General features: G+C 54.5%; 20 protein-coding genes. 10 read left to right on the forward strand and 10 right to left on the reverse strand.

All coding sequences use genetic code 11. The features are described 5' to 3' along the window. Positions 1–36: 36 nt before the first annotated feature. The 5 genes from cmoB to IP582_RS09145 are packed head-to-tail and all read right to left on the reverse strand — an operon-like array spanning position 37 to position 3,613. Positions 37–1,008, reverse strand: a complete 972-nt coding sequence (gene cmoB / locus IP582_RS09125; RefSeq protein WP_071194611.1) for a tRNA 5-methoxyuridine(34)/uridine 5-oxyacetic acid(34) synthase CmoB — start codon at positions 1,006–1,008, stop codon at positions 37–39. Beyond that, positions 1,005–1,748 carry a carboxy-S-adenosyl-L-methionine synthase CmoA gene (gene cmoA / locus IP582_RS09130; protein ID WP_193795713.1) on the reverse strand — a complete coding sequence of 248 codons (744 nt, stop codon included), beginning with the start codon at positions 1,746–1,748 and terminating at the stop codon, positions 1,005–1,007. The genes cmoB and cmoA overlap by 4 nt, the downstream gene beginning before the upstream one ends. Positions 1,749–1,787: 39 nt before the next feature. Then, positions 1,788–2,183: an MAPEG family protein gene (locus tag IP582_RS09135; RefSeq protein ID WP_039078715.1), complete on the reverse strand. Its 396-nt coding sequence runs from the start codon at positions 2,181–2,183 to the stop codon at positions 1,788–1,790. Between the two features lie 48 nt (positions 2,184–2,231). Then, a complete protein-coding gene (locus IP582_RS09140; protein WP_193795714.1) occupies positions 2,232–3,050 on the reverse strand; it encodes a DUF72 domain-containing protein in 819 nt (272 codons plus the stop codon). Further along, the gene (locus IP582_RS09145) at positions 3,047–3,613 is read right to left on the reverse strand and encodes a hydrolase (protein WP_110294764.1); all 567 of its coding nucleotides are present in this window, start codon (positions 3,611–3,613) and stop codon (positions 3,047–3,049) included. Before IP582_RS09145 ends, IP582_RS09140 begins: the two co-directional genes overlap by 4 nt. Before the next feature lie 268 nt (positions 3,614–3,881). Between IP582_RS09145 and aspS the strand changes: the two genes are divergently transcribed. Genes aspS through ruvC form a run of 4 tightly spaced genes read left to right on the forward strand, consistent with a single transcriptional unit; the run spans position 3,882 to position 7,434 of the window. Continuing rightward, positions 3,882–5,666: an aspartate--tRNA ligase gene (gene aspS, locus IP582_RS09150; RefSeq protein ID WP_193795715.1), complete on the forward strand. Its 1,785-nt coding sequence runs from the start codon at positions 3,882–3,884 to the stop codon at positions 5,664–5,666. Between the two features lies 1 nt (position 5,667). Next, complete coding sequence (gene nudB, locus IP582_RS09155) at positions 5,668–6,111, forward strand: dihydroneopterin triphosphate diphosphatase (protein ID WP_039078719.1); 444 nt, start codon at positions 5,668–5,670, stop codon at positions 6,109–6,111. A 26-nt stretch (positions 6,112–6,137) separates the two neighbouring features. Further along, a complete protein-coding gene (locus IP582_RS09160; protein WP_047370910.1) occupies positions 6,138–6,878 on the forward strand; it encodes a YebC/PmpR family DNA-binding transcriptional regulator in 741 nt (246 codons plus the stop codon). A gap of 34 nt (positions 6,879–6,912) precedes the next feature. Further along, a complete protein-coding gene (gene ruvC, locus IP582_RS09165) occupies positions 6,913–7,434 on the forward strand; it encodes a crossover junction endodeoxyribonuclease RuvC (RefSeq protein WP_039078721.1) in 522 nt (173 codons plus the stop codon). Here ruvC and IP582_RS09170 read toward each other — a convergent pair. Next, positions 7,406–8,248 (reverse strand): helix-turn-helix transcriptional regulator, encoded by an 843-nt coding sequence (locus IP582_RS09170; protein ID WP_193795716.1) that lies wholly within the window; start codon positions 8,246–8,248, stop codon positions 7,406–7,408. The two genes, ruvC and IP582_RS09170, sit on opposite strands and share 29 nt — an antisense overlap. A 95-nt stretch (positions 8,249–8,343) precedes the next feature. Between IP582_RS09170 and IP582_RS09175 the strand changes: the two genes are divergently transcribed. The 3 genes from IP582_RS09175 (at position 8,344) to ruvB (ending at position 10,956) form a co-directional block, all read left to right on the forward strand. Further along, entirely contained in the window at positions 8,344–9,213 is an 870-nt protein-coding gene (locus IP582_RS09175; RefSeq protein ID WP_193795717.1) for an SDR family oxidoreductase, read from the forward strand. 109 nt (positions 9,214–9,322) lie between these two features. Beyond that, complete coding sequence (ruvA, locus tag IP582_RS09180; RefSeq protein ID WP_039078724.1) at positions 9,323–9,934, forward strand: Holliday junction branch migration protein RuvA; 612 nt, start codon at positions 9,323–9,325, stop codon at positions 9,932–9,934. Positions 9,935–9,942: 8 nt separating this feature from the next. Beyond that, entirely contained in the window at positions 9,943–10,956 is a 1,014-nt protein-coding gene (gene ruvB / locus IP582_RS09185; protein WP_039078725.1) for a Holliday junction branch migration DNA helicase RuvB, read from the forward strand. Positions 10,957–11,040: 84 nt separating this feature from the next. On the opposite strand, the gene znuB is transcribed toward ruvB, so the two are convergent. Both znuB and znuC read right to left on the reverse strand, forming a co-directional pair. Next, positions 11,041–11,826, reverse strand: a complete 786-nt coding sequence (znuB, locus tag IP582_RS09190) for a zinc ABC transporter permease subunit ZnuB (protein WP_039078726.1) — start codon at positions 11,824–11,826, stop codon at positions 11,041–11,043. After that, on the reverse strand, positions 11,823–12,578 hold the full coding sequence (gene znuC / locus IP582_RS09195) for a zinc ABC transporter ATP-binding protein ZnuC (RefSeq protein WP_193795718.1): 756 nt from the start codon (positions 12,576–12,578) through the stop codon (positions 11,823–11,825). The genes znuB and znuC overlap by 4 nt, the downstream gene beginning before the upstream one ends. Before the next feature lie 78 nt (positions 12,579–12,656). Here znuC and znuA point away from each other — a divergent pair, with 78 nt between their 5' ends. The 3 genes from znuA (at position 12,657) to lpxM (ending at position 16,035) form a co-directional block, all read left to right on the forward strand. Beyond that, a complete protein-coding gene (gene znuA, locus IP582_RS09200) occupies positions 12,657–13,601 on the forward strand; it encodes a zinc ABC transporter substrate-binding protein ZnuA (RefSeq protein ID WP_193795719.1) in 945 nt (314 codons plus the stop codon). A gap of 15 nt (positions 13,602–13,616) precedes the next feature. After that, the gene (mepM, locus tag IP582_RS09205; protein WP_193795720.1) at positions 13,617–14,945 is read left to right on the forward strand and encodes a murein DD-endopeptidase MepM; all 1,329 of its coding nucleotides are present in this window, start codon (positions 13,617–13,619) and stop codon (positions 14,943–14,945) included. A 118-nt stretch (positions 14,946–15,063) separates the two neighbouring features. Then, positions 15,064–16,035, forward strand: coding sequence for a lauroyl-Kdo(2)-lipid IV(A) myristoyltransferase (gene lpxM, locus IP582_RS09210; RefSeq protein WP_193795721.1), 972 nt, complete (start codon positions 15,064–15,066; stop codon positions 16,033–16,035). Positions 16,036–16,076: 41 nt separating this feature from the next. On the opposite strand, the gene pyk is transcribed toward lpxM, so the two are convergent. After that, a complete protein-coding gene (gene pyk / locus IP582_RS09215; RefSeq protein WP_193795722.1) occupies positions 16,077–17,519 on the reverse strand; it encodes a pyruvate kinase in 1,443 nt (480 codons plus the stop codon). Positions 17,520–17,640: 121 nt separating this feature from the next. Then, a complete protein-coding gene (locus tag IP582_RS09220; RefSeq protein WP_039078781.1) occupies positions 17,641–18,510 on the reverse strand; it encodes a MurR/RpiR family transcriptional regulator in 870 nt (289 codons plus the stop codon). Between the last annotated feature and the right edge of the window lie 318 nt (positions 18,511–18,828).

The following is an 18,828-nucleotide window of genomic DNA, read 5'->3' on the forward strand; positions in this document are numbered from 1 at the left end:
AACCGAACTATTCTGGCGAAAAGGCTTCGTCACTCATCACGGTTTACGTGCAATTAACACGGCGCGCACCGGGGCCGGGTAGCCTTCAATGGTCCTGGTGTGGTCATTCGGATCAAGGAAGTCAGCCAGTGATTCCGTCACCATCCATGACGTACCGCGCTGCTCCCCGGTGGTGGTCGCACAGACATCGGCGATACGGACATCAACAAAGCCGCACTTCTCAAGCCAGTTTTTCAGCGCCGCCGCCGAGGGAATAAAATAGACGTTACGCATCTGGGCATAGCGATCACCCGGCACCAGAACGGTATGCTCATCACCGTCGACAACCAGCGTTTCCAGTACCAGTTCACCGTCTTTCACCAGTTGATCTTTCAACTGCCAAAGGTGCTCCAGCGGTGAGCGACGGTGATACAGCACGCCCATGGAAAAGACGGTATCGAAGGCATTCAGCGCCGGAAGTTGCTCAATACCCAGCGGCAATAAATGGGCGCGACGATCATCCCCCAACAGCTTACGCACTGCTTCAAACTGACACAGGAACAGTTGCGTCGGGTCGATGCCCACGGCCAGCTTTGCCCCCGCGCCAATCATGCGCCACATGTGATAACCACTGCCACAGCCTACATCGAGAATAGTCCGGCCCTGTAAGTCAGACAGGTGCGGCAGCACGCGATCCCATTTCCAGTCGGAACGCCATTCCGTGTCGATATTGATGCCATACAGAGAGTAAGGTCCTTTACGCCACGGCATCAGATTGCGCAGCAGGGTCTCCATGCGCGTCAGTTGCCCTGCGCTTAACGGCGTTTCGCTTTCGGCGGTGACGCTATTAAGCAAGTCGAGATGCGACGGCGTCAGCTCGGGTAAGAAATTCACCGCATTGGTCCACTGTTTGAACTGACCATGAAGCTGGTCACGTTGCCAGGCGGCAATCTGCGCCGGCAGGGTTTCTAACCAGTGAGACAGGGGGCTGACGGCGATTTGCTGATAAAAACGCTCGAAGGTGATCATGCCTGGTCACCCGCTTTAAGGGCAATCAGCGAACCAAAGTTAAAACACTGGAACCAGACTTCGCTATGTTCAAACCCGGCCTGTTGCAGGCGGGATTTATGCTTTTCGACCGAATCCGTCAGCATCACATTTTCCAGCATGCTGCGTTTCTGGCTGATTTCCAGTTCGCTGTAGCCATTGGCGCGTTTAAAGTCGTGGTGCATGTTGAATAACAGCTCGCCGACGTTGGCATCTTCAAAACTGAATTTCTCGGACAGCACCAGCGCGCCGCCGGGATTTAACCCCTGATAAATCTTATCCAGCAGCGCCTGACGTTCTTCTGGCACAAGGAACTGCAGGGTAAAATTCAGCACCACCATTGAGGCGTTTTCAATGGTGATATCGCGAATATCGCCTTCAATAACCTCGACCGGCGTAGGCGCTTTATACGCATCAATATGACGGCGGCAGCGTTCAACCATTGCCGGCGAGTTATCAACGGCAACGATTTTGCAGCCGTCGTGATGAATATTACGGCGCACGGAAAGCGTTGCGGCGCCTAAAGAGCAGCCCAGGTCGTAAATCTGCGTCTGTGGCTGAACGAAACGCTCCGCCAGCATGCCGATCATCGAGATAATATTGGAGTAACCCGGGACGGAGCGCTGGATCATATCCGGGAAGACTTCGGCAACCCGTTCATCAAAGGTCCAGTCGCCCAGGCTGGCGATAGGCGCGGAAAAAAGCATGTCGCGGTTAGACATAATGTAAACATCCGGGAAAACAAAGTGGCGTATTGTGCGCTAACGCAGGGAGAAAACCAACTCCCACGGCATATACCACAGGTTTGCGACCACCATCAGTAGCAGCGAACTCCAGGTCGCGCTCATTCCGGAACGACGCCAGCTTAGCTGTCGGTGATGAAGCCCGTAGTAATGCATTAAACGTCCGGCAATAAGCAGGATGCCGCACACGTGAACCATCCAGGTTTCAGCGCCGTTCATCTCCATAAATAACAACAGCACCAACGCCAGCGGAATGTATTCCACCGCGTTGCCGTGAATACGGATGGCGCTTTGCAACTCGCTGAACCCACCGTCGCCATAGCTGACGCGGTATTGCATGCGCAGACGCACAACATCAAATGAAAACTTAATGAGCAGTAACGCACCCAGCACGGCATACAGCGCGCTTACCATACAAACTCCCTTTATACGCGGATGGCTTTACAATGATAGGTAATCCATTCAGAAAAGAGAAGATTGCTGAGGAATGGACGGAGGAGTACCAATAGAGGGCAGCGCCTGCTGAAGATCTTTCCACAATACGTCCACGAGTTCCGGCGACTGGCCGTTATCAGGGGTGTGCAAAAACAGATATGGCGTGCTCTGCTTCTCCCATTGCGGCAGTTTCTCCAGCCAGACGCTGAATAATTGACGGTTCTGTTCCATATCGTCACTACCGATAAAGCGGATCAATGGGTTTTGTGCGGTCACCAGGGCATGGACCGGCAGCTTGGGCTTCTTGCGCTGCGCATCCATCACCGCTTCGCTGTGGGGGATGGCGCTGTGAATAGGGCGGCTATCCAGAATCACCCGGTTGACGCCACGCTGGTGCAGACCGCGGTTAAGCGACAACTCCGTCTCGCCTTTAGCAAAAAACTCCGGGTGGCGCACTTCAACACCGTAGGTGAAATCAGCCGGAAGCGCATCCAGGAAAGCCCACAGTGCCGGAAGATCGCGCGGACCAAACGTGGCGGGCAGTTGTAACCAGTACTGGCCGATACGCGTTTCCAGCGGCGCAAGACGGGTGAAAAATTCCTGCGTCAAATCGCTGCACTGGCGCAGCGAGGCCTGATGGGAAATGGTCGCCGGAAATTTAAAGCAAAAGCGAAAATCATCGTGGGTTTGATCGTACCAGCGCTGAACAATTTCGGCTTTCGGCAGGGCATAGAGCGTGGTGTTGCCCTCCACGCAGTTAAAGTGGCGGGCATACTCCTCAAGACTGGTGATGCCAAGGCGCACCCATTTCGGGTGCGACCATTGCGGCAGGCCAAGGTAAATCATAACGCGGCCAGAATCTCCCCGGTGCTGCGCACGCGACCAATTCGCGGGAAGATATTTTTCATGCTGCCCTGATGCTGTTCGCTGCTGGCAGCGGAGCAGGCATCTTCCGCAACCACAAGGTTAAAGCCCAGTTCCCAGGCGTTGCGGGCGGTGGATTCGACGCCGATGTTGGTGGAAATACCGCACAGCACGATGGTGTCGATACCGCGGCGGCGCAACTGCAACTCCAGATCGGTACCGTAGAATGCGCCCCACTGGCGTTTAGTGACCTCAATGTCGCTCTCTTTTTTGCCAAGCGTGAGCGGATACGTCCACCAGTTTTCCGGCAATGCGTGACCGCCAGTCTGTGCATCGACCGGCTGTTTTAACGCTTCGGCAAAATCGGCAGACCAGCCAACGCGGACCAGAATGACCGGCGCACTGTTAGCGCGGAACGCCTCAGCCAGCGTCGCGGCACGTTTCACCACATCCTCAGCGCTGTGCGGACCACCGGCAAACGGCAGAATACCTTCCTGTAAATCGATAACCACCAGGGCGGTGTTGGCAGCATTAAGTTCAAGCATGATAACTCCTGAAAAAAGAATGAGGTCGCACTTACCTTACGCGGTATCCTGCTGCACCCGGTTTACAAATTTTGTTAATTTTTGTGAGAATACGCACTAAGCGTGCGCAGCAAACGCGCGTACAGGCGGTATCGGGCTTATCGTGTGCCATTATTTCCAGTATAATAGCCGCCTTTTTTCATCCAGTTGTGACATTCAGCTAAAGCTGCGACATCGTCGCCTGCACGGCAGGCAACAATCAGCCTGCGGCAAAGTTAAGGGATATCTCATGCGTACAGAATATTGCGGACAGTTGCGTAAGTCCCACGTGGGGCAGCAGGTGACTCTGTGTGGTTGGGTCAATCGTCGTCGTGATCTCGGCAGCCTCATTTTTATTGATATGCGTGATCGTGAAGGCATCGTTCAGGTGTTCTTCGACCCGGACGCCGAAGCCTTCAAACTGGCTTCCGAACTGCGTAATGAGTTCTGCATCGTGGTGACCGGCACCGTGCGTGCTCGTGACGAAAAAAACGTCAACAGCGATATGGCGACCGGCGAAGTGGAAGTGTTTGCCAGCGAACTGACCATTATCAACCGCTCTGAGCCGCTGCCGCTGGATTCCAATCAGGTTAATACCGAAGAAGCGCGTCTGAAATACCGCTATCTGGACCTGCGTCGTCCGGAAATGGCCCAGCGCCTGAAAACCCGCGCCAAAATTACCAGCTTCGTGCGTCGTTTTATGGATGACCACGGTTTCCTTGATATCGAAACCCCGATGCTGACCAAAGCGACGCCGGAAGGCGCGCGCGACTATCTGGTGCCTTCACGCGTACATAAAGGCAAATTCTACGCGCTGCCGCAGTCTCCACAGCTATTCAAACAGCTTCTGATGATGTCCGGTTTCGATCGTTATTATCAGATTGTGAAATGCTTCCGTGACGAGGACCTGCGCGCTGACCGTCAGCCAGAATTCACCCAGATCGACGTGGAAACCTCCTTCATGACCGCACCGCAGGTACGTGAAGTGATGGAAGAGCTGATCCGCAACTTGTGGCTGGACATTAAAGGCGTCGATCTGGGCCAGTTCCCGATCATGACTTTCGCCGAAGCGGAGCGTCGTTACGGTTCCGATAAACCGGACCTGCGTAACCCGATGGAGCTGGTGGATGTGGCAGACCTGCTGAAATCCGTTGAGTTCGCGGTATTCTCCGGCCCGGCAAACGATCCGAAAGGCCGCGTTGCTGCGCTGCGCGTACCAGGCGGTGCGTCTCTGACCCGTAAGCTCATCGACGAATACGGCAACTTTGTGAAGATCTACGGTGCGAAAGGCCTGGCTTACATCAAAGTGACCGAGCGCGCCAAAGGCATGGAAGGCATCAACAGCCCGGTGGCGAAGTTTCTGACTGCGGACATCGTTGAAGCTCTCCTGGATCGTACTGGCGCACAAGACGGCGACATGATTTTCTTCGGCGCTGACAACAAGAAAGTGGTAGCTGATGCGCTGGGCGCGCTGCGTCTGAAACTCGGTAAAGACCTGAGCCTGACCGACGAAAACAAATGGGCGCCGCTGTGGGTTATCGACTTCCCGATGTTTGAAGACGACGGTGAAGGCGGCCTGACCGCAATGCACCATCCGTTCACCTCACCGAAAGACATGACGGCGGACGAGCTGAAAGCCGCGCCGGAAGAGGCGGTTGCGAACGCTTACGATATGGTTATCAACGGCTACGAAGTGGGCGGTGGTTCTGTGCGTATTCACCGTGGCGACATGCAACAGACCGTGTTTGGCATTCTGGGCATTACTGAACAGGAGCAGCGCGAGAAGTTTGGCTTCCTGCTGGATGCGCTGAAATTCGGTACCCCGCCGCACGCGGGCCTGGCATTTGGTCTGGATCGTCTGACCATGCTGCTGACCGGCACCGACAACATTCGTGACGTTATCGCTTTCCCGAAAACCACTGCGGCTGCTTGTCTGATGACCGAAGCACCGAGCTTTGCTAACCCGGCTTCCCTGGCGGAACTGGGTATTCAGGTGCTTCCGAAAGCGTCAAAAGAGATTTCGGAGAACGAATAATATGCAATTTAAGTATCCCGTTTCTGTCTTAGTTGTTATTTATGCCCAGGACACGAAGCGGGTGCTGATGTTGCAGCGACGCGACGATCCCGATTTCTGGCAGTCGGTTACCGGCAGCCTGGAAGAGGGAGAGTCCGCATCGCAAGCCGCCGCGCGCGAAGTAAAGGAAGAGGTCGCCATTGACATTGCGACTGAGCAACTGGCCTTAATTGACTGTCAGCGCACGGTGGAGTTTGAAATTTTTGAACATTTACGTCATCGCTATGCCCCTGGCGTGGTGCGCAATACCGAATCCTGGTTCTGTCTTGCGCTACCCCATGAAAGGTCGGTCGTGTTCACTGAACATCTGGCTTACCGCTGGGTTGATGCGCCGCAAGCGGCCGCGTTAACCAAGTCATGGAGCAACCGGCAGGCGATTGAAGAATTTGTAATTCATGCCGTATAAATCAACGGTTAAGTGGAGAGTTTCTTATGGCAGGTCACAGTAAATGGGCCAACACCAAACACCGCAAAGCGGCACAGGATGCCAAGCGCGGTAAAATCTTTACCAAAATTATTCGTGAGCTGGTTACCGCAGCGCGCCTTGGCGGCGGCGATATCGGTTCCAACCCGCGTCTGCGTGCGGCAGTGGATAAAGCGCTGTCGAACAACATGACCCGTGACACCCTGAACCGTGCTATCGCACGTGGTGTGGGCGGTGATGAAGACGCGAACATGGAAACCATCATTTATGAAGGTTACGGTCCTGGCGGCACAGCGGTGATGGTGGAATGTCTGTCTGACAACCGCAACCGTACCGTTGCCGAAGTGCGCCATGCCTTCACCAAAACCGGTGGTAACCTGGGCACTGACGGTTCCGTTTCTTACCTGTTCAGCAAGAAAGGCGTGATCTCTTTCGAGAAAGGCGACGAAGACACCATCATGGAAGCAGCGCTGGAAGCGGGCGCGGAAGATGTTGTGACCTTCGACGACGGTGCCATTGACGTCTACACCGCATGGGAAGAGATGGGCGCAGTGCGTGATGCGCTGGAAGCGGCAGGCCTGAAAGCCGACAACGCCGAAGTCTCTATGATCCCATCAACCAAAGCGGATATGGATGCGGAAACCGCACCGAAACTGCTGCGTTTGATCGACATGCTCGAAGATTGCGACGATGTGCAGGAAGTTTACCATAACGGTGAAATTTCTGACGAGGTTGCGGCGACTCTGTGATGAGGCAACTTATCGCAATAACCGGAGACGCGTGATGTCTGTCATTCTCGGTATCGACCCGGGTTCACGCGTAACCGGTTACGGTGTGATTCGCCAGGTAGGCAGGCAACTGACCTACCTGGGCAGCGGATGCATCCGTACCAAAGTTGATGATTTACCGTCGCGTCTGAAATTAATTTATGCCGGTGTGACGGAAATCATCACCCAGTTCCAGCCTGATTACTTCGCGATTGAACAAGTCTTTATGGCAAAAAACGCCGATTCTGCGCTCAAGCTTGGGCAGGCGCGCGGTGTGGCCATTGTGGCTGCTGTAAACCAGGATCTGCCCGTGTTTGAATATGCGGCCCGTCAGGTTAAACAGACGGTCGTCGGTATTGGCAGCGCCGAGAAAAGCCAGGTTCAGCATATGGTACGCACCTTGCTGAAACTTCCGGCGAACCCACAGGCGGACGCCGCCGATGCGCTGGCGATTGCTATCACCCATTGCCATGTCAGCCAGAACGCAATGCAGATGAGCGATACCCGGCTTAATCTGGCGCGCGGGCGGCTGCGCTAAGCAACGCGCTGATTTTTTGGGCATCCTCAGGCGTTGACGGGTTATAGACAATCATCGTCAGATCTGGCTGCCCTTCAACGGCAAAACTCGAATACTCCAGCGATAATCTCCCCGCCTCGCGATGAATCAGCACTTTCGTGCCTTCGCCCATCGTGTCGATGGTATTGCTGCGCCACAGTTCGGCGAACAGCGGCGACGCTGCCATCAATTCATCAATAAGCGGTTTCACTTCTGCTGTTGCGCCTGAGCGGGTGGCATCTGCGCGAAAAGCGGCGACCAGCGACTGCGCCAGGCCTTCCCAGTCAGCCTGGATCTCACGTACCCGTGGGTCGAGAAAGATACGGCGCAGAATATTGCGCTCGGTATGGGGCAGCTTTGCATAATCGGTCAGCACGACGGCAGCGGGCTGATTCCATGCCAGTACACACCAGGTCGCGGTGCGGATCATCGCCGGGCTGAGCGTCATACAATCCAGCACCTTTTGCAGCCGCGCCGTGACGGCCAGCGACGGGGTATAACGCACCTCAGGAGCGCGTCCGAGCGCCAGATGGAAGACATGTTCACGTTCGGGTGGGCTAAGTTGTAAAGCGTGGCATAAGCGCTCCAGCACTTCTGCGGACGGGGTGCCGCCGCGCCCTTGCTCCAGCCAGGTATACCAGGTAGCGCTAATACAGGCCAGTTGCGCCACTTCTTCACGACGTAATCCGGGTGTACGACGACGCCCGGTATGAAAACCAAGCGCATCCGGGTCGAGCCGCGCACGGCGGTGTTTGAGGTAATCGCCTAACTCTGTGGGACGGGTATCGCGCTGCATCCTGTTAGTCCTTATACCACGATAATGTCACTACTTTTCACCTCTGAGGATATTCATCACTATCACATGATGAGTCAACACAAGGGGAGTTAGCTATGCATGTTTTTCTGACGGGGGCGTCTGGCTGGGTTGGTTCAGCCGTTGCTGAAGATCTACTGGCGGCCGGACATCAGGTTACCGGGCTGGTGCGCAATGCGCAAAAAGCACAGGCGCTGGTGACCCTGGGAATACAGGTGGTCACGGGAACGCTGGACGATCATCAATTGCTGCATGATGGCGCAAGACGTGCCGATGCGGTTATCCATACTGCCTTCAATCATGATTTTTCACGTTTTAGCGAGAACTGCGCGCAGGATGAGCGCGCCATCCAGATTCTGGGGGAGGCGCTACGCGGTAGCGACCGCCCTCTGTTGGTGACCTCCGGGTTGGCGATGATTGCCCCAGGACGTCTGGCGACAGAAAACGACCTGCCGTTTGTCGCGCCAGCATATCCACGCCGTTCTGAGCTTGCGGCACGTGAGCTGGCAGACAAGGGCGTGCGTGCCGCAACGATACGCCTGTCGCCGACAGTCCACGGCGTGGGCGATCATGGATTTATTCCTATCCTGATGGGCCTTGCGAAGCAAACGGGTGTGTCGGCCTGGCCTGAGGACGTAGAAAATCGCTGGGCGGCGGTGCATCGCCGGGATGCCGCCACGCTTTATCGCTTAGCGCTTGAGACGGGGGTGACTCAGGCGGTTTATCACGCGGCGGCGGAAGAGGGCATCCTGTTTCGCGATATCGCGCAGGCCATCGGTAAACATCTTGGGGTACCCGCTGAGCCGCGGGCGAGGGAACATTTTGGCTGGTTTGCTGATTTTGCTTCTCTCGATATGGCCGCAAGCAGTGAAAAGACGCGCGAGGTTCTGAGCTGGAACCCGACGTATCCAACGCTACTTGCTGACCTCGCGCAGGCGCAATATTAGGCCAGTAAATTAATACACTTCGCTTTTCATCAATAAGCGGCTGGATATCTATCCAGCCTTTTTTTATGATACAGCATTCTTACTTCGGCCATTAACGCAGGAGCGTCATGTGATAGGCAGACTCAGAGGCATTATTCTGGAAAAACAGCCCCCTTTAGTCCTGATGGAAGTCGGAGGCGTGGGTTACGAAGTGCATATGCCGATGACCTGTTTCTATGAACTGCCGGAGGCGGGGAAAGAGGCCGTGGTCTTCACCCATTTTGTGGTGCGTGAAGATGCGCATCTGCTGTTTGGTTTTAACAACAAGCAAGAGCGCACGCTGTTTCGCGAACTGATCAAAACCAATGGCGTGGGGCCAAAACTGGCGCTGGCCATTCTTTCCGGCATGAACGCGCAACAATTTGTGAATGCCGTCGAACGCGAAGACCCTGCGGCACTGATTAAACTGCCTGGTATCGGTAAGAAAACGGCAGAGCGACTGATTGTCGAAATGAAAGATCGCTTTAAAGGGTTACATGGCGACCTGTTCACGCCAGCCGCCGATCTGGTGCTGACATCACCCGCCAGCCCGGCTGCGGATGATGCAGAGCAGGAAGCGGTTGCCGCACTGGTGGCGTTGGGCTATAAACCTCAGGAAGCCAGCCGGATGGTTAGCAAAATCGCCAAACCGGGCGCCAACAGTGAAACTCTGATCCGCGAAGCATTACGCGCCGCGTTGTGAGGTAAAGGATGATTGAAGCAGACCGTCTGGTCTCCCCCGACAGCGTTATTAATGCGGAAGAGGTCGCGGATCGCGCGATCCGCCCTAAATTGCTGGCGGAGTATGTGGGCCAGCCGCAGGTGCGCTCGCAAATGGAAATTTTTATCCAGGCGGCGAAGCTGCGTGGTGACGCGCTGGATCACTTGCTGATATTCGGCCCCCCAGGGCTTGGGAAAACCACCCTGGCGAATATTGTCGCTAATGAGATGGGCGTCAACCTGCGTACCACCTCGGGTCCAGTGCTGGAAAAAGCGGGCGACCTGGCGGCGATGCTCACCAACCTTGAGCCGCATGACGTATTGTTTATCGATGAAATTCACCGTCTCTCGCCGGTGGTAGAGGAGGTACTCTATCCGGCAATGGAAGATTATCAGCTCGATATTATGATCGGCGAAGGCCCGGCGGCACGCTCAATCAAAATTGATTTGCCTCCCTTTACGCTGATTGGCGCAACGACGCGTGCAGGTTCATTGACCTCACCGCTGCGTGACCGTTTCGGTATTGTGCAGCGGCTGGAGTTTTATCAGGTGGCGGATTTACAGCACATTGTCGGGCGCAGCGCCCGTTACATGGGGCTGGAGATGAGCGAAGAGGGCGCGCTGGAAGTCGCAAGGCGTTCGCGCGGCACGCCGCGTATCGCTAACCGTCTGCTGCGCCGGGTGCGTGATTTTGCCGAAGTGAAGCATGATGGCGCAATTACGCTTGATATCGCCTCTCAGGCGCTTGATATGCTGAACGTGGACGCGGAAGGGTTTGATTACATGGACCGCAAGCTGCTGCTGGCGGTCATCGATAAATTCTTTGGTGGGCCGGTAGGGCTGGATAACCTTGCCGCCGCAATCGGGGAAGAGCGTGAAACCATTGAAGATGTGCTGGAGCCCTTTTTAATTCAGCAAGGCTTCCTGCAGCGTACCCCACGTGGCCGCATGGCGACGGTCAGGGCATGGAACCATTTCGGGATCACGCCGCCGGAGATGCCCTGACATTTTTCCGCATCAACCGTCGTCGCTATTCTGATCTGAATGGCAGAAAGGCCGAAACAACGGATTTCGGCCAGATAAGAAGGGTCAGGTAGCGCTTTTTTTCATCATACTGAAAATGAACAACAGCGCGGCGCACAGCACGACAGACGGTCCTGCTGGTGTGTCGTAAAAGGCAGAGAAGGTTAGCCCACCGGTGACGGCAATCATGCCGACACCTACTGCTACTCCCGCCATTTGCTCTGGCGTCCGGGCAAAGCGGCGCGCGGTGGCCGCGGGAATTATCAGCAAGGAGGTGATAATCAGCGCCCCGACAAACTTCATCGCCACCCCAATTGTCAGCGCGGTGACCAGCATTAACAGCAACTTGACACGCTGCAACTTCACGCCATCGACAAACGCCAGCTCCGGACTGATGGTCATCGACAGCAGATTACGCCACTGCCAGAACAGGATCCCGATAACCAGTACAACACCAACAGCAATGGAGATTAAATCCGTGGGCGTGACTGCCAGCAGGTCGCCAAACAGGTAGGCCATCAGATCGACACGAATATTCGACATCAGGCTGACAACCACCATGCCGAGGGATAACGCACTGTGAGCCATAATCCCCAGCAATGTATCAATAGCAAGATGAGGGCGTTTTTCCAGCCAGACCAGCCCGGCGGCAAGCAGCAGCGTGACGGCAATCACCGCATAAAAGGGGTTAACGTCGAGTAGCAAACCGAAAGCGACACCGAGCAATGAGGCGTGGGCGAGGGTATCGCCAAAATAAGACATGCGACGCCAGACCACAAATGAACCCAACGGGCCAGCGGCGCAGGCGAGCATCATCCCGGCTAACCAGCCGGGCAACAGTAATTCAATCATCCGCGTCCATTTCCCTGACGTAATATAATGCGCCCCTGCAAATCATGACGATGATTATGGCGGTGGCGATAAATACCCAACTGCTCTGCGCCGCGTGGGCCGAACATTGAGATAAACTCAGGGTGCATGGAGACCACTTCCGGTGCGCCGGAGCAGCAAATATGGTGATTCAGGCAGAGGACTTCATCCGTTTTTGCCATCACCAGATGCAGGTCATGGGAGACCATCAGTACGGCGCAATCAAGCTCGCGACGTAATTGATCAATAAGATCGTAGAGTGCCACCTGACCGTTAACATCGACCCCTTGCGTTGGCTCATCCAGTACCAGCAACTGCGGCTGATTGAGCAGGGCACGGGCCAGCAGCACGCGTTGCGTTTCACCGCCGGATAATTTTTGCATCGGGGCATCGACAAGGTGCGCGGCATTCACGCGTTTTAGCGCCGGAACAATATCATCTTTACGGGTGCCGGGCCGCAGACGCATAAAGCGACCCACGGTCAACGGCAGCGTGGTGTCGAGATGCAGTTTTTGCGGCACATAACCGATACGCAGGGCATTGCCACGCTTGATCGTCCCGGCATCGGGTGCTACAAGCCCCAGTACCACGCGCACCAGCGTCGATTTCCCCGCGCCATTGGGGCCGAGCAGGGTAAGAATTTTACCGGGTTGTAGAGTGAGCGAAATGTCAGACAGTACGCGTCTTTGGCCGAAACTGACGGAGACATTTTCCAGCGTTACCAGATTAGTCATAGCATTTAAAGGGTTGCACAAGTTGTCGAATGTTATAATATCACATTCCACACATTCATTACGATAATTAGTCGCATTATGTTACATAAAAATACGCTTCTTTGCGCAGCGCTTTGCACTGCCTTATCCGGTGGAGTAATGAGCACCGCAAACGCCGCTGTTGTCGCGTCGCTCAAGCCTCTGGGCTTCATCGCTTCCGCGATTGCGGATGGGGTAACGACAACAGAAGTACTGCTCCCCGATGGGGCTTCTGAGCACGATTATGCCCTGCGCCCGTCTGATGTAAAACGCTTGCAGAACGCGGACTTAGTCTTCTGGGTAGGCCCGGACATGGAAGCGTTCATGGATAAGTCCGCCCAGCAGATTCCGGCGGCAAAGCAGGTGCTCATGCAGGAACTGCCTGGCGTGAAACCGTTACTCATCAAGGGCAGCGATGATGACGACCACGACCATGACGCAGGCCATCACGGCGACGAAAATAGTGACGAACATCACCATCACGGTGATTACAACATGCATCTGTGGCTTTCACCAGAGATTGCACGGCTGTCGGCGGTTGCAATCCACGATAAATTAGTAGAAGTTATGCCCCAAAGCCGAGCACGGCTGGACGCCAACCTGCAAGCGTTTGAGGCCAGTCTGGCACAAACCGACAAAGAGGTTGGCAGCGAGCTGGCGCCAGTGAAGGGTAAAGGTTATTTCGTTTTTCATGATGCCTATGGCTATTTTGAGAGGCATTACGGGCTGACTCCGTTAGGTCACTTTACCGTCAACCCTGAAATTCAACCTGGTGCGCAGCGTTTACATCAAATCAGAACACAGTTGGTTGAGCAAAAAGCAGCCTGCGTTTTTGCTGAGCCACAGTTCAGGCCAGCGGTCGTTGAAGCTGTTGCCAGAGGGACATCTGTTCGAATGGGAACGTTGGATCCCCTTGGTACCAGTATCAAGCTTGGCAAAGAGAGCTATTCGCAGTTCCTTGCCCAGTTGTCTAACCAGTATGCGAGCTGCCTGAAAGGAGATTAACGAGGAAGTGGATACGTGCAACAGATAGCCCGCTCTGTCGCCCTGGCATTTAATAATCTGCCCCGACCCCACCGCGTTATGCTGGGGTCACTTACAGTTCTCACTTTAACGGTTGCCGTCTGGCGACCATATGTCTACCACCCTGAATCCGCGCCGACACCTATTGTCAAAACCATCGAGCTGGAAAAGAAAGAGATTCGTTCGCTGCTGCCTGAGGCCAGTGAGCCTATCGATCAGTCTATGCCCGACGAAGTTGAAGACATTCCCCAGGATGAACTTGACGATAAAACTGCCGGTGAAGAGGGCGTACACGAATATGTCGTGTCGACCGGCGATACGCTGAGCAGTATCCTGAATCAGTACGGCATCGATATGGGTGATATCAGCCAGCTCGCCGCGGCAGATAAAGACCTGCGTAACATGAAAATTGGTCAGCAGATCTCCTGGACGTTGACCGCAGACGGCGATTTGCAGCGCATGACCTGGGAAGTTTCCCGCCGTGAAACCCGCACTTATGACCGCGTTGATGGCGGCTTTAAAATGACCAGTGCGATTCAGGAAGGCGATTGGGTCAATTCCGTGCTGAAAGGCACGGTTGGCGGCAGTTTTGTCAGCAGTGCGAAAGAAGCCGGCTTAACCAATGTCGAAATCAGCGCCGTCATCAAAGCGATGCAGTGGCAAATGGATTTCCGTAAACTCAAAAAAGGCGATGAGTTCTCTGTGCTGATGTCCCGCGAAATGCTGGAAGGGAAACAGGAACAGAGCCAACTGCTGGGTGTTCGTCTGCGCTCTGATGGTAAAGATTATTTTGCGATTCGCGCCGACGACGGTAAATTTTACGACCGCAACGGTACCGGGCTGGCGAAAGGCTTTATGCGCTTCCCCACGTCGAAACAGTTCCGCGTCTCCTCCAATTTTAATCCGCGTCGTCTGAACCCGGTCACGGGTCGCGTTGCGCCGCATAAAGGCGTGGATTTCGCCATGCCGCAGGGGACGCCGGTTCTCTCTGTGGGTGACGGCGAAGTGGTGGTTGCCAAACGCAGTGGTGCGGCGGGGTATTATGTCGCGGTGCGCCATGGCCGCACCTACACCACGCGCTATATGCACCTGCGCAAATTGCTGGTGAAAGAAGGGCAGAAAGTGAAACGTGGCGATCGCATCGCGCTCTCCGGTAACACCGGTCGTTCAACAGGCCCGCATTTGCATTATGAAGTGTGGATCAACCAGCAGGCGGTGAACCCCTTAACGGCGAAACTGCCAAGGACCGAAGGTCTGAGCGGTACCGATCGTCGTGATTATCTGGCGCAGGTGAAGGACATCGTTCCGCAATTGAAATTCGATTAACGCCTTACAGCATACAAGCCGGCGTCGACACACGCCGGCTTTTTCTTTTGTAGGAATTAACGCACCTCGTTACACTATTCTTACTTTGCTTACTTGAATACTTGCCTGCGGAACATGCATGGAAACGAAGAAAAATAATTCTGAATACATTCCCGAATTTGAAGAAGGCTTTCGCCACCCACGCTACTGGGGCGCGTGGATGGGTGTTTTTGCGTTTGCCGGTGTAGCGCTGCTCCCTGCGTCGTTACGCGATCCGTTGTTGGGAACGCTGGGGCGACTTGCCGGTAAATTCGGTAAGAGCGCGCGCCGGCGTGCAAAGATCAACCTGCTGTACTGCTTCCCGGAAAAATCAGAAGCGGAACGCGAAGCGATCATTGATGAGATGTTTGCCACTGCACCGCAGGCAATGGTACTGATGGCGGAACTGGCGCTGCGTGGGCCAGAGAAGATCCTGCCGCGCATTGAGTGGCAGGGCCGTGAGATTATTGATGGCCTGCGCGACAACAACGAAAACGTGATTTTTCTGGTCCCGCACGGCTGGGGCGTTGATATCCCGGCAATGTTGATGGCATCCCAGGGGCAGAAAATGGCGGCGATGTTCCATAATCAGGGCAATAAAGTGTTCGATTATGTCTGGAATACGGTGCGCCGCCGCTTTGGCGGACGTCTGCACGCACGTAACGACGGTATCAAACCGTTTATTCAGTCCGTACGCCAGGGGTACTGGGGCTACTATCTGCCCGATCAGGATCACGGTGCTGAGCACAGCGAATTTGTTGATTTCTTTGCCACCTATAAAGCCACGCTTCCGGCGATTGGCCGTTTAATGAAGGTGTGCCGTGCACGCATTGTGCCGCTTTTTCCGGTGTATGATGCGACGACGCACAGGCTGATCATACAGGTGCGCCCACCGATGGACGATCTGTTAACGGCGGATGACGTCACCATTGCGCGCCGAATGAACGAAGAGGTTGAAGTGTTCGTCGGCCCGCACCCTGAGCAGTACACCTGGATTTTAAAACTGCTGAAAACACGCAAGCCGGGCGAGACTGAACCGTACAGACGCAAAGAGTTATTCCCGAAGAAATAAAAAAACCCCGCCTGGCGGGGTTTTTGCTTTTTGGATACTGCTTATTCCACGGTCAGAATGCGCGTGGTGTTAGTGGTGCCCACGGTGCTCATCACGTCGCCCTGGGTGACGATCACCAGATCGCCAGAAATCAGGTAACCTTTATCACGCAGCAGATTGACCGCATCGTTGGCAGCGGCAACGCCTTCGCTCGCGCTGTCAAAATGGACCGGCGTTACGCCACGGTATAGCGCGGTCAGGTTCAGCGTACGCTCATGGCGGGAGAGCGCGAAAATCGGCAGGCCGGAGCTGATACGTGAAGTCATTAACGCCGTACGCCCGGACTCCGTCATGGTGATAATCGCCGTTACCCCTTTCAGGTGGTTAGCGGCATACATTGCCGACATGGCGATCGCTTCTTCCACGTTATCAAACTGAATATCCAGGCGGTGTTTCGATACGTTGATGCTGGGGATCTTTTCCGCACCCAGGCACACGCGTGCCATCGCAGCGACGGTTTCTGCCGGGTATTGGCCTGCGGCTGTTTCCGCAGAGAGCATAACCGCATCGGTACCATCCAGCACAGCGTTTGCTACGTCCATCACTTCTGCGCGAGTTGGCATCGGGTTGGTGATCATCGATTCCATCATCTGCGTGGCGGTGATGACCGCACGGTTAAGCTGACGCGCACGACGGATCAGCGCTTTCTGGATACCCACCAGTTCCGGGTCGCCAATTTCTACGCCGAGGTCGCCACGGGCAACCATCACCACGTCGGAGGCGAGGATCACATCATCCATCGCTTCCTGGCTGCAGACCGCTTCTGCGCGCTCTACCTTGGCGACAATTTTTGCGTCACAGCCAGCGTCGCGCGCCAGGCGGCGTGCATAATTCAGGTCTTCGCCGCAGCGCGGGAAGGAGACGGCGAGGTAATCCACGCCAATCAGTGCCGCAGTCACAATATCTGCTTTGTCTTTATCGGTCAGTGCTTCTGCAGAGAGGCCACCGCCCAGTTTGTTGATGCCTTTGTTGTTAGACAGCGGGCCGCCCACCGTGACTTCGGTGAATACTTTCATGCCCTGAACTTCCAGTACTTTTAACTGAACGCGGCCATCATCAAGCAACAGGATATCCCCAGGCACCACGTCAGCGGGCAGGCCTTTATAGTCGATGCCGACTTTTTCTTTATCGCCTTCGCCTTTGCCGAGGTTGGCATCAAGCAGGAATTTATCGCCAATATTAAGGAATACTTTGCCTTCCTTGAACGTGGACACGCGAATTTTCGGTCCTTGTAAATCGCCAAGAATAGCAACATGACGTCCCAGTTTTGCCGCAATTTCACGCACTTTATCCGCACGTAATTTATGATCTTCCGGTGTGCCGTGTGAGAAGTTCATGCGTACCACGTTGGCGCCTGCGGCGATAATCTTCTCAAGATTATTATCGCGGTCAGTGGCCGGGCCTAAAGTGGTAACAATTTTGGTTCTGCGAAGCCTTCTGGACATGTAATACTCCGTTGTCTAAAACAACCAGGTGTTGCGTGAACATGGATTCAGTTAAGTTATCAAAATGAGAATTTAACCGAACAGCGTAAGATGTTACAACTTTGTTATTACTATCGGTCTATTAATGTTTATCGCTCCGGATGAGCAACTCCTTATCAAAGCGCGATTCTTTCAGTGCTTCTTTGACACGCTTCAAGTTATCCCGGAATTTTGCGCCACGTCGCAATGTGAAACCGGTGGCGAGAACGTCAATGACCGTGAGCTGTGCCAGACGTGACACCATGGGCATATAAATGTCGGTATCTTCCGGAACGTCGAGAGTAATGGCCAGTGTCGCTTCCCGCGCAAGCGGTGTATCGGCTGATGTCAGCGCAATAACCATGGCGTCGTTTTCCCGCGCCAACTGTGCCAGTTCAACCAGGCTCTTTGTGCGGCCGGTATGAGAAATCAGCACAACCACATCATCATCACTACAATTCATACAGCTCATGCGTTGCAACACAATGTCGTCGGTATAAATAACCGGTACGTTAAAGCGGAAAAATTTGTTCATCGCATCGTGCGCAACGGCCGCGGACGAGCCAAGACCGAAAAAGGCGATTTTCTTTGCCTGCGTCAGCAGGTCTACGGCGCGGTTGACCGCCGTCATGTCGAGCGACTGGCGCACATGGTCCAGGCTTGCCATCGCTGACTCGAAAATTTTGCCAGTATAGGCTTCGACACTGTCATCTTCATCGACGTTGCGATTAACATAGGGGGTGCCGTTTGCCAGACTTTGTGCCAGATGCAGTTTAAAATCCGGAAACCCGCGGGTATCCAGACTGCGGCAAAATCGGTTCACCGTTGGTTCGCTGACACCCGCTTGCTGGGCGAGGGCGGCGATACTGGAATGAATGGCTTGATCGGGGAAGGCGAGGATCACTTCCGCCACTTTGCGCTCGGATTTGCTAAGGTGTTCCAGTTGAGACTGGATTTTTTCCAGCATATTCATTTTTAACGAATCGCTCATCAGTGAAACGATTCCACAGAAAGGTGAAATCGTGATGCGTTTTAGCAAGAATATACCTTTCTGCCGCAAAGAAAGGTAAGCGACAACATTAAATGTTGTTGTTTTTTTTCATTACATGATCACAGTCGGATTTTATTCGCTGCGTATCGGGCAAACATCCAGCATTTTCAAGGCGAAAACCCAGATTTTTGCCGAAGAGCAGAAGAACGCACACGTAGCCAAGCGTTAGCGGTTTCGGGAATTACGTAAAAGCAGTACAGTGCAGTGTAATAAAATTACAACTAAAACCTGGCATAAGCA

The sequence above is a fragment of the Citrobacter sp. BDA59-3 genome, assembly GCF_015167655.1.
Lineage (GTDB): Bacteria > Pseudomonadota > Gammaproteobacteria > Enterobacterales > Enterobacteriaceae > Phytobacter > Phytobacter diazotrophicus.

Excerpts from the sequence above, each read along its gene's own strand:
- cmoB (WP_071194611.1), bottom strand. The coding sequence starts at position 1,008 with ATGATCACCTTCGAGCGTTTTTATCAGCAAATCGCCGTCAGCCCCCTG.
- cmoA (WP_193795713.1), bottom strand. The coding sequence starts at position 1,748 with ATGTCTAACCGCGACATGCTTTTTTCCGCGCCTATCGCCAGCCTGGGC.
- IP582_RS09135 (WP_039078715.1), bottom strand. The coding sequence starts at position 2,183 with ATGGTAAGCGCGCTGTATGCCGTGCTGGGTGCGTTACTGCTCATTAAG.
- IP582_RS09140 (WP_193795714.1), bottom strand. The coding sequence starts at position 3,050 with ATGATTTACCTTGGCCTGCCGCAATGGTCGCACCCGAAATGGGTGCGC.
- IP582_RS09145 (WP_110294764.1), bottom strand. The coding sequence starts at position 3,613 with ATGCTTGAACTTAATGCTGCCAACACCGCCCTGGTGGTTATCGATTTA.
- aspS (WP_193795715.1), top strand. The coding sequence starts at position 3,882 with ATGCGTACAGAATATTGCGGACAGTTGCGTAAGTCCCACGTGGGGCAG.
- nudB (WP_039078719.1), top strand. The coding sequence starts at position 5,668 with ATGCAATTTAAGTATCCCGTTTCTGTCTTAGTTGTTATTTATGCCCAG.
- IP582_RS09160 (WP_047370910.1), top strand. The coding sequence starts at position 6,138 with ATGGCAGGTCACAGTAAATGGGCCAACACCAAACACCGCAAAGCGGCA.
- ruvC (WP_039078721.1), top strand. The coding sequence starts at position 6,913 with ATGTCTGTCATTCTCGGTATCGACCCGGGTTCACGCGTAACCGGTTAC.
- IP582_RS09170 (WP_193795716.1), bottom strand. The coding sequence starts at position 8,248 with ATGCAGCGCGATACCCGTCCCACAGAGTTAGGCGATTACCTCAAACAC.
- IP582_RS09175 (WP_193795717.1), top strand. The coding sequence starts at position 8,344 with ATGCATGTTTTTCTGACGGGGGCGTCTGGCTGGGTTGGTTCAGCCGTT.
- ruvB (WP_039078725.1), top strand. The coding sequence starts at position 9,943 with ATGATTGAAGCAGACCGTCTGGTCTCCCCCGACAGCGTTATTAATGCG.
- znuB (WP_039078726.1), bottom strand. The coding sequence starts at position 11,826 with ATGATTGAATTACTGTTGCCCGGCTGGTTAGCCGGGATGATGCTCGCC.
- znuC (WP_193795718.1), bottom strand. The coding sequence starts at position 12,578 with ATGACTAATCTGGTAACGCTGGAAAATGTCTCCGTCAGTTTCGGCCAA.
- znuA (WP_193795719.1), top strand. The coding sequence starts at position 12,657 with ATGTTACATAAAAATACGCTTCTTTGCGCAGCGCTTTGCACTGCCTTA.
- lpxM (WP_193795721.1), top strand. The coding sequence starts at position 15,064 with ATGGAAACGAAGAAAAATAATTCTGAATACATTCCCGAATTTGAAGAA.
- pyk (WP_193795722.1), bottom strand. The coding sequence starts at position 17,519 with ATGTCCAGAAGGCTTCGCAGAACCAAAATTGTTACCACTTTAGGCCCG.
- IP582_RS09220 (WP_039078781.1), bottom strand. The coding sequence starts at position 18,510 with ATGAATATGCTGGAAAAAATCCAGTCTCAACTGGAACACCTTAGCAAA.